This window comes from Cribrihabitans pelagius, from assembly GCF_048820915.1.
GTDB classification, from domain to species: Bacteria; Pseudomonadota; Alphaproteobacteria; order Rhodobacterales; family Rhodobacteraceae; genus Cribrihabitans_A; species Cribrihabitans_A pelagius.
Window position 1 is genome coordinate 1 of sequence record NZ_JBMERR010000044.1, and the last position, 11,615, is coordinate 11,615.

General features: G+C 62.8%; 12 protein-coding genes. 10 read left to right on the forward strand and 2 right to left on the reverse strand.

Annotated elements, in window-relative coordinates; all coding sequences use genetic code 11:
• The 5 genes from ACOHX0_RS21260 to ACOHX0_RS21280 all read left to right on the forward strand — a co-directional run.
• Positions 1–563 (forward strand): ATP-binding cassette domain-containing protein (locus ACOHX0_RS21260; RefSeq protein WP_420679246.1); only part of this gene is annotated, 563 nt, incomplete at its 5' end.
• On the forward strand, positions 560–1,558 hold the full coding sequence (locus ACOHX0_RS21265; protein ID WP_420679247.1) for an ABC transporter permease: 999 nt from the start codon (positions 560–562) through the stop codon (positions 1,556–1,558). The genes ACOHX0_RS21260 and ACOHX0_RS21265, both read left to right, overlap by 4 nt.
• Positions 1,555–1,965: a D-ribose pyranase gene (gene rbsD, locus ACOHX0_RS21270; protein ID WP_420679249.1), complete on the forward strand. Its 411-nt coding sequence runs from the start codon at positions 1,555–1,557 to the stop codon at positions 1,963–1,965. Before ACOHX0_RS21265 ends, rbsD begins: the two co-directional genes overlap by 4 nt.
• Positions 1,962–2,876, forward strand: coding sequence for a ribokinase (gene rbsK, locus ACOHX0_RS21275; protein ID WP_420679251.1), 915 nt, complete (start codon positions 1,962–1,964; stop codon positions 2,874–2,876). Before rbsD ends, rbsK begins: the two co-directional genes overlap by 4 nt.
• Positions 2,877–2,953: 77 nt before the next feature.
• A complete protein-coding gene (locus ACOHX0_RS21280) occupies positions 2,954–3,955 on the forward strand; it encodes a LacI family DNA-binding transcriptional regulator (protein WP_420679252.1) in 1,002 nt (333 codons plus the stop codon).
• 238 nt (positions 3,956–4,193) lie between these two features.
• Here ACOHX0_RS21280 and ACOHX0_RS21285 read toward each other — a convergent pair whose 3' ends face one another.
• Entirely contained in the window at positions 4,194–5,777 is a 1,584-nt protein-coding gene (locus ACOHX0_RS21285) for an alpha-amylase family glycosyl hydrolase (protein WP_420679254.1), read from the reverse strand.
• Between the two features lie 130 nt (positions 5,778–5,907).
• On the opposite strand from ACOHX0_RS21285, the gene ACOHX0_RS21290 reads away from it, so the two are divergent.
• The 5 genes from ACOHX0_RS21290 (at position 5,908) to ACOHX0_RS21310 (ending at position 11,324) form a co-directional block, all read left to right on the forward strand.
• The gene (locus tag ACOHX0_RS21290; RefSeq protein ID WP_420679255.1) at positions 5,908–6,930 is read left to right on the forward strand and encodes a LacI family DNA-binding transcriptional regulator; all 1,023 of its coding nucleotides are present in this window, start codon (positions 5,908–5,910) and stop codon (positions 6,928–6,930) included.
• Positions 6,931–7,106: 176 nt separating this feature from the next.
• On the forward strand, positions 7,107–8,372 hold the full coding sequence (locus ACOHX0_RS21295; RefSeq protein ID WP_420679256.1) for an ABC transporter substrate-binding protein: 1,266 nt from the start codon (positions 7,107–7,109) through the stop codon (positions 8,370–8,372).
• A gap of 93 nt (positions 8,373–8,465) precedes the next feature.
• The gene (locus ACOHX0_RS21300) at positions 8,466–9,470 is read left to right on the forward strand and encodes a carbohydrate ABC transporter permease (RefSeq protein ID WP_420679257.1); all 1,005 of its coding nucleotides are present in this window, start codon (positions 8,466–8,468) and stop codon (positions 9,468–9,470) included.
• Positions 9,470–10,300, forward strand: a complete 831-nt coding sequence (locus tag ACOHX0_RS21305) for a carbohydrate ABC transporter permease (protein WP_420679258.1) — start codon at positions 9,470–9,472, stop codon at positions 10,298–10,300. Before ACOHX0_RS21300 ends, ACOHX0_RS21305 begins: the two co-directional genes overlap by 1 nt.
• A gap of 13 nt (positions 10,301–10,313) precedes the next feature.
• Complete coding sequence (locus ACOHX0_RS21310) at positions 10,314–11,324, forward strand: ABC transporter ATP-binding protein (RefSeq protein ID WP_420679259.1); 1,011 nt, start codon at positions 10,314–10,316, stop codon at positions 11,322–11,324.
• A gap of 2 nt (positions 11,325–11,326) precedes the next feature.
• On the opposite strand, the gene ACOHX0_RS21315 is transcribed toward ACOHX0_RS21310, so the two are convergent.
• The coding region (locus ACOHX0_RS21315; RefSeq protein WP_420679260.1) for a hypothetical protein at positions 11,327–11,615 on the reverse strand (289 nt) is incomplete at its 5' end.

Here is an 11,615-nt window from a genome sequence, read left to right on the forward strand (position 1 = left end):
GGAAGAAAGGCTCAAGGCGCGCCATCTGCGCGTCAGTTAGCCAGAAAAGATCAGACATGGTCACCGCTCGTTTTCGAGCCGTGAATCATGCCGATAGCCGAAAATCAATGGGTCCTGACCCTAGGGACGTCTCCGCCAAGGGATTGCTGAGCTTCGCCAAAGAGCGGTTGCTGGCGGTGCAGGGCGGCGCCCGGCTCAGGCTGAAATACGGGAAGGTCTCGGATCCGGCCGCCAGCCTTTCCGGGGGCAACCAGCAAAAAGTGGTTCTGGCAAAATGGCTGGCGTCGCAGCCGGAGATTCTGCTGCTGGACGAGCCGACGCGCGGTGTCGACGTCGGGGCGAAGGCCGAGATCTACGCCATTCTGAAAGATCTCGCCGCGCAAGGCATGTCGATGATCGTCGTGTCCTCCGAACTGCCGGAACTGATCACCCTGTCGGACCGCATGCTGGTCATGTCCGACCATAAGATCCAAGGAAGCCTGATGCCCGAAGACTTCCAGCAAGAGACCATCCTCAAGATGGCCTATGGCCAGCTAGAGACGCCAAAAGGACAAGACCATTGAGTACCGCTGACAATCACATGGAAGCCTCGAAACCCACTGTTTTCACGTTCAGATCGGTTGTGAACAACGCAGGCATAGGTCTGGCGCTGCTGCTGCTGATCCTGTTCTTCTCGGTAGCGTCCGAGCATTTCCTGTCGCCGAACAACATCACCAATATTCTGACCCAGATCACGATCAACCTGATCCTGGCGGTCGGAATGACCTTTGTCATCCTGATCGGTGGAATCGATCTTTCCGTCGGATCGGTCATGGCCTTTGCCGCCGTCATCGCCGGAAAGGTCATCACCCTGCCCGGGTTGGGCGCAACCGAGCTTATCCTGCTGGCAATCCTGGCGGGCGTTCTGGCCGGGCTGGTCTGCGGGATCCTGAACGGGGTGCTCAGCGCCTATTGGGGGCTGCCATCCTTCATCATTACGCTCGGAATGCTGAACATCGCCCGCGGGGCGGCACTGCAAGTCTCCGGCGCGCAGACGATCTATTCCTTTCCCTATGTCTTCGAGGAATTTGGCTCCAAGCTGATCTTCGGCGTGCCGGTGGTGCTCCTTCTGGCACTTTCGCTTGTGGGGATCGCGTGGTTTGTCCTGAAACGCACGGTTTTCGGTCGGCTGATTTACGGCATTGGCAACAACGAGGAGGCCGTCCGCCTCGCCGGGCATCCGGTTTTCTGGTACAAGGTCGCGGCCTTCACCATTTGCGGCGCAACGGCCGGGATTGCCGCGATCGTCTATATGGCGCGGCTAAGCATTTCCAGCCCGATTGCCGGGATCGGTTTCGAGCTGAACGCAATTGCCGCGGTGATCATCGGCGGCACCAGCCTGGCGGGCGGCCGCGGATCGGTGATCGGGACGCTGCTGGGCGCCTTCATCATCGGCATCCTGGCAAACGGCCTCATCCTGATCGGCCTCAGCGACTTCATGCGCCAGATGATAACCGGCGTGGTGATCATCATTGCGGTCATTCTGGACCACTACCGCGCGAAACTCTCCGCTTCATGAAACGGGACGGATTGCTGAACCGGCACCTGAGCGGATTGATCGCGTCGCTCGGGCATATGGACGAAATCATCGTTGCCGATGCGGGGCTGCCGGTGCCCCGCGGGGTCGAGGTCATCGATCTGGCCGTCAGCCGCGGTATTCCGGGGTTCTGGCAGGTGCTGGACGCGCTGCGCACGGAGCTGGTGATCGAAGCGGCTTTCTGTGCCGGTGAGACACCTGTGAAGCTGCGCGAAAGGATGACGCAGTACGTGGCGGAGTGGGGCAGGGATCACCGGAAGACTGCGGTGCTGAAACCGGTCGCCCACGCGGAATTCAAGACGCGCGCGGCCGGGGCCCGGGCGGTTGTCCGCACCGACGAAAGCACCCCTTATTGCAATCTCAGCCTGGTGAGCGAGGTCTGGTTTTGAGCGAAGTCACCGTCGTTGGCAGCGTCAACATGGACCTCACGTCTTACCTCGACCGCTGGCCGCAGGCGGGCGAGACCATTGCCACCCGGGAGACCGTGATCTCGCTGGGCGGCAAGGGGGCAAATCAGGCTGTGGCGGCGTCCAGACTGGGGGCCGGAACCTCGATCATCGGCGCCGTTGGGCAGGACGGCTTTGGCGCGGATGCGATGCGGGAATTGCGCGGTCATGGAGTGAACCTGCACCTCGCCGCGGGCGATGATGGCCCGACCGGCATGGCGTTCATCGACGTCGGGCCGGACGGGCAGAACCTGATCCGGATCAGCGCGGGTGCGAACGCGCAGCTCACGCCTCAAATGGTCGGCAGGCATTCCCGCGTCCTTTCCGGCAGCCGGGTCGTGCTGCTGCAGAACGAAATCCCGCTGGAGGCCTCTCTGAAGGCGGCGCAGCTGGCCCGGGCGGCGGGAGCCGTGGTTATCATGGATCCCGCCCCGGCGCCCGCCCCATTCTGGCCGGCAGAGGTTCTGCCGGCCTTCGATATCCTGACTCCGAACGCCCATGAGGCGGAAATGATAACCGGCCATTTGCCGCGCAGTTTGAGTGAAGCGCAGGAGGCGGCGCGCAAATTGCACACCCATGGTGCCACGGGCTGTATCGTGACCATGGGGCATCTGGGGGTGGCCTGGGTCGTTGATGGCCAGGCGGGGCAAAGGGAGGCCCCGAAGGTCGCGTCCATCGACACCGTCGCCGCCGGAGACTGTTTCAACGGGGCATTTGCCGCGGCATATGCTGCGGGAAAACCCATCGCCGCCGCCGTCGAAACCGCAGTGGCGGCGGCGGCCCTGGCCACGACGCGCAAGGGGGCAGCCGCGTCGCTTCCGGACCTCGACGAGTTGCAATCTGCCATGGCGTGAAATAAAATTGCGCCGGAAACCAGAAGCACCAAGCGCGTGATTGGGTTACTCGTTCGGAAGACAAGACAGGTACCCATATGGCTACAGTCAAAGATGTCGCGATCAGGGCGGGTGTGTCTGTCGGCACCGTTTCCAAAGTGCTTTCCAAGAACCCGACGGTCAAACCTGCGCTGCGCGAACGCGTGATGGCAGCGGTTGCAGAGCTTGGGTGCAAACCCAATCTCGCCGCCCGGGCGCTCAGGACCAGAAGCCTGAATATCCTCGGGCTGGTGGTGCCCGATATCTCCAACCCGTTCTTTGCCCAGCTGGCCAAGGATATCGAAGCCGAAGCCGCCAAACAGTCCCACGCGGTCATGCTGGCCAATTCGGATGACGACCCGGAAGTTGAAGCACGGCAGATCGGAACGCTGCTGGATCAATCCCTGAAAGGCTTGATCGTGATCGGGTCCTCGGACCAGTCTGTCGCCGCGATCCAGTTGAAAATACCGATTGTGTCGGTTGACCGGCGGTATGGCGATTGCAAGCTCATTTCCGCCGATCACGAGGCGGGATCAGCCCTGGTTGCCGAATACCTGTGCCAGCTGGGGCATCGGCGGATCGCCTATATTTCAGGACCGCAGGCGACCGAAGTTGGGCGGCTGAGAAAAAAAGGGTTCTGCAAAAAGCTTGAAGAGCTGGCGGCGGCCAGCGGCGATCTCCAGCTTCAGACCCGCGAGGGGCAGTTCGATTATGCCTCGGGCGAGGAAATCGCGCGCGGACTGCTGGACGGGGAAACCAGCAGCCGGCCAACCGCCATCGCCTCGGCAAGCGATCAGCAGGCTATCGGAGCCTTGCGCGCGGCGCGGGATCTCGGGATCGGCGTGCCGGACGACCTGTCCATCGCCGGGTATGATGACATTACGCTGGCCAAGCTGGTTGTCCCGCGGCTGACCAGCGTGTCCCAGCGCACCGATGAGATGGCGCGCCGGGCCGTGCGCTGCCTGCTGTCCGGAGCGCCCCTGCCGCGGCAGGACGAATATGTCGAAACCGTCCTGCAACCCCGCGGCTCCACCGGGCCTGCCGTCGGCAGAGGAAGGTGACGGGCGAAAGGGCAGGCGATATCTTCGCGGGCGTGCTGAATTGCCATCGTTTGGAAACGGCAGGTCTATGCCAGGGGGGCCCGGGGCGGCATTGCGGAGCGTGCCCCTTCGCCGCTGTGAAGTCCGCCAAACAGGATCCTCGCCGCAAACGCAATTTCCCATGGAGGAGCCGGCTTAACCGCAGTGGCCGCGTCAATTCCGGCGTGCGGCCGGAAGAGGCCGCGCGCCAGGATTGTCATCAGCCGGCCAGATTGCCGATGAGGACGCCATTGCCCTGCAACTGCAGCCGGGTGCCGTTTACTGCGGCGCGGTCGGACAGCAGCGCTTCCACGCGGGATGGAAGATCCAGTTCCGCATCGGCAGGCGAGAGGTTGAAAACGCAAAGCAGGTTTTCGCCGCGGCGGAAGGCCAGCAGCGGCTCCGGTGTGTCGAGGAACTCTGTCTTGCCCTCCCGCAGAGCGGGTTCACTGCGGCGCAAAGCGAGCATCTTCTTGTAGAACGCCCGCACGTCCTGTCCGTTGCTGGCGCGGATCAATTGCGGCTCCTTGACCGGCAACCAAGTGCTGCCAGCGGTGGAGAAGCCGCCATGGGGCGCCTCCGCGTCCCACACCATCGGTGTGCGGCAGCCATCGCGGCCCTTGTCCTGGGGCCAGAACCGCAGCCCTTGGGGATCGGTCAGCTCGCTGTAGTCCAGCTCGGTCTCGGTCTGGCCCAGTTCCTCACCCTGATAGAGGCAGATAGACCCTTCCAGGGACAGCAGCATGGCGGCGGACAGCTTGGCCAGCGCATCCTGATCCGCGCCGTGCTCCCGCCAGCGGGTCACGTGGCGGATGACGTCGTGGTTGGAGAACGCCCAGCATGGCCAGCCCTCGGGCGCGCCGCCGAAGAAGCCTTCGATCTGCTGGCGGAAATGCCTGGCTGTGAATTTCTTGTCCAGCATCTCGAAGGAATAGGCCATGTGCAGGCGGTTACCGCTGGTGTACTGGCCCATGATCTCGATCGGGTGGTGGCTCTCGCCGATTTCGCCCACCAGGGTGCGGCCTTCGAATTCATCGAGCAGCGCGCGCATCTTCTGCAGGAACGCCAGGTTCTCCGGCTGGTTCTTGGAGAACAGGTGATACTGGCGGCGGTAGGGCACCGGTTCGTTCTGGTCTTCGGGGCGCGGGCTCGCGGCATCGTCGCGCAGGAGCTTGTCGTGGAAATAGAAATTGGCGGTGTCGAGGCGGAAGCCGTCGACGCCGCGCTCCAGCCAGAAGCGCATCGTGCCAAGCAGATACTCCTGCACCTCGGGGTTGTGAAAATTCCAGTCCGGCTGTTCCTTAAGGAAGTTGTGCAGGTAGTATTGTCCGCGCCGCGCTTCCCATTCCCAGGCAATGCCGCCGAACACGCCCTGCCAGTTGTTGGGGGCGGAGCCGTCGGGCTTGGGATCGGCCCAAACAAACCAGTCGGCCTTGCCGTTGCCGCGGCATTGCTTTGACTGCTGGAAGAACGGGTGGCGGTCTGAAGAATGCGAGATCACCTGGTCGATCATCACTTTCAGGCCAAGCGCATGGGCCTTTGCGACCATGGCGTCAAAGTCGGCGAGCGTGCCGAAGACCGGGTCGATATCGGTATAGTTTTCAACGTCATATCCCATGTCGGCCATGGGGGATGTGAAGATCGGGCTGAGCCAGATGGCGTCGACGCCAAGTTCGGCGATCTGGTCGAGCCGGTCGGTGATGCCGGGAATATCGCCAATCCCGTCGCCATTGCCATCCATGAAGGACCGCGGGTAGATCTGATAAATGACGGCGCCGCGCCACCAGTCCTGAGCCTGTGCCATGATGATCTCCTTTGGGGAAGTCTCGGCGGGGTGATTCCCGCCCCGAAACGTTTCGGTTCCCTTTACGCTTGCCCGAAACGTTTCGGGTTGGCAATATGGTTTCTCAAAACCGCAGGACTCCGCGCACCCCATGGCAACATTGAAAGACCTGAGCCGGCATCTTGGCTTGTCCGTGACCCAGGTCAGCCGGGCCCTGAACGACCATGACGATGTCAGCGCCGATACCAAGGAACGCGTGCGCGAGGCAGCCAAGACGCTGAATTATCAGCCGAATGTTATGGCGCGCAGGCTGAAGACCGGGCGCTCGGGGAGTGTCGGGCTGATCTGGCAGGGCCTGCCGGAGCCGTCGGAAAGCTGGGTCTTCACCCAGTTCGTGAGCGGGCTTTCGGCGGAATTCAACCGGCTCGGCCTGCAGTTCATGCTCAGCATGGCGGACAACGAGGCCGCGGCACTGGAGGTTTACGATCGTTTGATCACAAGCCGGTCGATTGACGGGTTTGTGCTGATCTTGCCGCAAGCCACGGACCCGCGGGTCGATTACCTGCGCAAGCGAAAGGTGCCTTTCGTGCTGCATGGCCAGACCATGGAGGACCCCGATTATGCCTATTACGATATCGACAACCATGCGGTGGGCTTTGATCTGACCGCCTGTCTCACCCGGCACGGCCATCGCGAAATCGCCTTTATCAACGGGCAGTTGGACGCCTCTTTTGTACAGCGCAGGTATGAAGGCCATGTGCAGGCGCTGCGCAAAGAAGGTATCGCGCCGAGGCCGGAATTTCATGTTGGCGGGCGCATGACTCAGGAACTGGGGATACTGGAAACCATTCGCATGTTTCAGTCCGATGGCCCGAATCCAACCGCGATTATTGCCAGTAACATGTTGATCGCAAAGGGCGTCATGGAGGCCGCGCAGCTTCTGGGGCTTCGGGTGCCGCAGGATCTGTCGCTGGTTGTGCATGATGATTGCCTGCCGCTTGTGGGCGCCGAAGACTTTCCAATTGCACTCACCTCGACGGTGGCGCCGCTGCATGAAGCCTGGGGCGAGCTGGCGGCCAGCCTGGATACGGTGATCAAGGGTGAGTCGCCCCGGAAAGCGCAGAAAATTGGCCCTCACAGTCTATTCGAGGGCCAATCGGTGGCGGACGTTTAAGTCCGTTTTCAATGGCCTGGCTGCTCCGCCGGGCGCCGCTCAGAAAGTCGTTGACGCAAATCCGTCGTTATCGCTAACCTATCCGAAACGTTTCGGTCTGCGCGGCGTGCGGCGGAAGCGTTGAAGTTCTGCGCCCGGTTGCGGGCGTGGCGCGACATTAGGGAGGATCGCAAGACATGACCAAGACACTCAGGACCGCATTGCTGGGCACTGCCGCCGCGGCGCTGGCGGCCGCCACTGGCGCCTATGCCGCCGAAGTCACCTATGTCTCCGGCGCCGTTGGCAATGCCGTCGAGGATTTCAAGGAGATCGTGAAACCTTGGGAAGAGGCCACCGGCCACACCGTGACCCTGGTGCCGATGCCGGCCTCGACCACCGACCAGTTCGGCCAGTACCGGCTGTGGCTGGCCGCCAGCAATGGCGATATCGACCTTTACCAGACCGACGTGATCTGGGCGCCTCAGCTGGCTGATCACTTCGTCGACCTGAGCGATGCCGCGGGCGGCCTGATCAACGAGCATTTCCCGTCGATCATCGAATCCCAGACCGTCGATGGCCGCCTTGTCGCGCTGCCGATCTTTACCGACGCACCCGCGCTTTATTACCGCAAGGATCTGCTGGAAAAACACGGCGCGCCGGTACCGGAGACCTGGGAAGAACTGACCGAAACCGCGCAGATGATCCAAGACGCCGAACGCGCCGAGGGCAATGATGACCTCTGGGGGTTCGTCTGGCAGGGCAACGCCTACGAGGGCCTGACCTGCGACGCGCTGGAATGGATCAAGTCCTCCGGCGGCGGCCAGATCATCGAGCCTGACGGCACCATTTCGGTCAACAACGAAAAGGCCGCGGCGGCGCTGGAACTGGCCGCCTCCTGGCCGGGCACGATTTCGCCCGAGGGCGTGCTGGCCTACCAGGAAGAGGAATCGCGCGGCGTCTGGCAGACCGGCAACGCCGTGTTCATGCGCAACTGGCCTTATGCCTATACGCTCGGCAACAGCGAGGATTCCGCGGTGAAGGGCCTCTTCGACGTGACCACGCTGCCCACCGGCCAGGGGCATGACACCTCGGCGGCCACCTTGGGCGGATGGAACGTGGCGGTGTCGAAATATTCCGGCAACCAGGAAGCGGCGATCAGCCTTGCAGTCTACCTCGCCGGGGCCGAGGCGCAAAAGACCCGCGCCCTGATTGCCTCGAGCCTGCCGACGATCATCAGTCTCTACGAGGACGAAGACATCGCCCGCGAACAGCCGATCGTCCCGCAGTGGAAGGATGTGTTCCTTCAGGCCGTGCCGCGCCCCTCGGCGCCGGCACGTGGCGACTACAACGAGGTCTCGACTCTGTTCTTCTCCGCCGTGCATTCGGTGCTGTCGGGCGAGGAAAGCGCGGCGGACGCTCTGGAAGAGCTTGAGCTCGACCTCGAAGACGTCCTCGACAAGTAAACCCTGCCCGCAGTGCCGGGCAAATCCCTGCCCGGCACATTCCAATACGGCCGGGCGGGGGCCTTCCTCTGCCCCGTTCCAAGGAGGCACGGCATGCCGCATCCAGAGCCCCCCCTCAATCCTCCCGCCGAAGCCGCCAGGCAGGCCGCACCTCCGCCCAGAGAGCTGAATCTCCAGCAGCAGCGGGTCCGGGCGGCCTATATGTTCCTCGTGCCGATGCTGGTCATGCTGGCCGTGGTTGCCGCCTGGCCGCTGTTCCGCTCCATCGCGTTCTCCTTCACCGACGCCACCGCAAACACCATCTTTAACGGCCAGTCCGAATGGGTGGGTTTCGAGAACTACCTGGAACGCCGGGTGCGCTCCAATGGCGAAGTGCGCTGGCGCGGCGTGCTGGCGGACGGGGATTGGTGGAACGCGGTCTGGAACACGGTGCGTTTTTCTGTGGTCTCGGTCACCCTGGAAACCTTCTTTGGCCTGTTGGTCGCACTGGTGCTGAACGCCAGCTTCAAGGGCCGCGGGCTGGTGCGCGCCGCCATCCTGATCCCCTGGGCCATTCCCACTGTCGTCTCGGCGCGGATGTGGGGCTGGATGCTGAACGACCAGTTCGGCATCATCAACTCGATCCTGCTGAGCCTCGGGCTGATCGACCGGCCCATTGCCTGGACCGCCTCCGCCGATACCGCGATGATAGCGGTGCTGATCGTCGACGTCTGGAAGACGACGCCGTTCATGGCGCTGCTGATCCTGGCCGGGCTTCAGATGATCCCGCGTGACATGTATGAGGCGGCGAAGATCGACGGCATCCACCCGGTCCGCGTGTTCTTCCGCGTGACCCTGCCGCTGCTGAAGCCCGCGGTCATGGTGGCGGTGATCTTCCGGGCCCTCGATGCGCTCAGGATCTTCGACCTGATCTACCTGCTGACCCCGCAGTCCGACGCCACCGTCACCATGTCGGTGCTCAGCTACCGCGAACTCCAGCAATTCGGCGACTATGGCGAAGGCTCGGCCATGTCGACGCTGCTGTTCGTCATCATCACGCTTTTCGTCCTGCTCTATATCAAGCTCGGCCGCGTCGACCTGTCAGGGGAGAAACACTGATGGAACGCTCCCCTTTCTGGAATGTCATGTTCTACATCGGCGTGGCGCTGATCGTCCTGATCGCGGTCTTCCCGTTCTACTACGCCGTGATGTCGAGCTTCGAGACCGGCACCGCGATCTTCTCGCCCAACATCCTGCCCGAGGCCTTCTCGCTGGCGAATTACGAATATGTTCTGGGCCAGTCGAGCTTCCTGCGCTCGGTGCTTAACTCGGTGTTCATCGCCTCGGTCACGGTGGGGTTCGCGCTGCTCTTGGCGGTCACTGCCTCTTATGCGCTGGCGCGGGTTCGCTTCCGGGGCCGGGGCCTCTTGCTGATGACCATCCTTGGGGTCTCTATGTTCCCGCAGATTGCGGTGCTGTCGGGGCTGTATGAACTGGTCAATCTGCTGGGGCTTTACAACCGGCCCTGGGCGCTGGTCCTGAGCTACACGATCTTCACGCTGCCCTTCACGGTCTGGGTGCTGACCACCTTCATGCGGGATCTGCCGGTGGAGATCGAAGAGGCCGCCATCGTCGATGGTGCAACCCCCTGGGTCATCATCACCAAGGTCTTCATGCCGCTCCTGTGGCCGGCGCTTGTCACCACCGGGCTCCTGGCCTTCATCGGCGCGTGGAACGAGTTCCTCTTTGCGCTGACCTTCACCATCTCGGAAACCCAGCGCACCGTGCCCGTGGCTATCGCGCTGCTGTCGGGCGCCAGCGTCCAGGAAATCCCCTGGGGGCCGATCATGGCGGCCAGCGTCATCGTGACGGTGCCGCTGATCGTGCTGGTGCTCATCTTCCAACGCAAGATCGTCGCGGGCCTTACCGCAGGCGGCGTCAAAGGCTGATCGGAGAAATCTCATGGCACATATCGAACTGAAAGCCGTCCGCAAGTCTTATGGCGCGGTCGAGGTGATCAAGGGCATCGACCTGGAGATCCGGAAAGGCGAATTCATGGTCTTCGTCGGCCCTTCGGGCTGCGGCAAGTCCACGCTGCTGCGGCTGATCTCGGGGCTGGAGCAGATCAGCAGCGGGGACCTGAACTTCGACGGCGCGCGGGTCAACAACATCGTGCCGTCGAAACGCGGCATCGCTATGGTGTTCCAGAGCTACGCGCTTTACCCGCACATGAATGTCTATGACAACATGGCCTTCGGCATGAAGCTGTCGAAATCCACGAAGGCGGAGATGGACACGCGGGTGCGCAAGGCGGCCGAGCTTCTGCAGATCGAGCACCTGCTCGACCGCCTGCCGCGCCAGCTTTCCGGCGGCCAGCGCCAGCGCGTCGCCATCGGCCGCGCCATCGTGCGCGACCCGCGGGTGTTCCTGTTCGACGAGCCGCTCTCGAACCTGGACGCGGCGCTGCGGGTGGCGACCCGACTGGAGATCGCCAAGCTGCACCACGACATGCAGGACGTGACGATGGTCTACGTTACCCACGACCAGGTCGAGGCGATGACGCTCGCGGACCGGATCTGCGTGCTGCGCGACGGGGCGGTGGAACAGGTGGGCACCCCCGCGGAGCTTTACGACAGCCCCAATTCCGTCTTTGTGGCCGGCTTCATCGGCTCGCCCAAGATGAACTTCCTCAACGGCGAGCGCGCCGCGGCCTTTGGCTGCACGACGCTCGGCATCCGCGCCGAGCACATGGAAATCGTGCCCGAGGCGGAGGGCACCTGGCAGGGCGAGATCGTTCATGCGGAAGACCTCGGGTCCGACCATTTCCTGTTTGTCGATATCGGCGCCCAGGAACCGGTGCTGGTCCGTCAGCCCGGCAAGCTGCAGGGCGGGATTGGCCGCAATGTTGCGCTTCGGCCGATGGCAGCGCATCTCCACCGCTTCGGACCGGACGAGAAACCTCTCAAACCGTGAGGTCAGTCTTTCCGTAGCAGAATACGCATCGCTGCGGAGATTGGAACTGATACGCGCACGGCGGCCGGCAATTGCCCGCGCAGCCCGCTGGGAACGTCGCATCGACCGCCCCGGATCGGTCTGAATGCCGGAAACCGCCATATGCGCCGGGCGCACTCGCAGGTGCAGCCAAGGTCCGCTTCAATACGATTCCGTGGAAAAACACCCGTTCGCGGGCGCAGAATAAGGGCGCCGGAAAAGAGCGTGAGCGCCTTTTTTATCGGGCTTTCTGCGGTTGCTGCGGTGCGGGAA

Coding starts and splice junctions, on each gene's coding strand:
- ACOHX0_RS21280 (WP_420679252.1), top strand. CDS start 2,954: ATGGCTACAGTCAAAGATGTCGCGATCAGGGCGGGTGTGTCTGTCGGC.
- ACOHX0_RS21310 (WP_420679259.1), top strand. CDS start 10,314: ATGGCACATATCGAACTGAAAGCCGTCCGCAAGTCTTATGGCGCGGTC.
- ACOHX0_RS21295 (WP_420679256.1), top strand. CDS start 7,107: ATGACCAAGACACTCAGGACCGCATTGCTGGGCACTGCCGCCGCGGCG.
- rbsD (WP_420679249.1), top strand. CDS start 1,555: ATGAAACGGGACGGATTGCTGAACCGGCACCTGAGCGGATTGATCGCG.
- ACOHX0_RS21300 (WP_420679257.1), top strand. CDS start 8,466: ATGCCGCATCCAGAGCCCCCCCTCAATCCTCCCGCCGAAGCCGCCAGG.
- ACOHX0_RS21285 (WP_420679254.1), bottom strand. CDS start 5,777: ATGGCACAGGCTCAGGACTGGTGGCGCGGCGCCGTCATTTATCAGATC.
- ACOHX0_RS21305 (WP_420679258.1), top strand. CDS start 9,470: ATGGAACGCTCCCCTTTCTGGAATGTCATGTTCTACATCGGCGTGGCG.
- ACOHX0_RS21290 (WP_420679255.1), top strand. CDS start 5,908: ATGGCAACATTGAAAGACCTGAGCCGGCATCTTGGCTTGTCCGTGACC.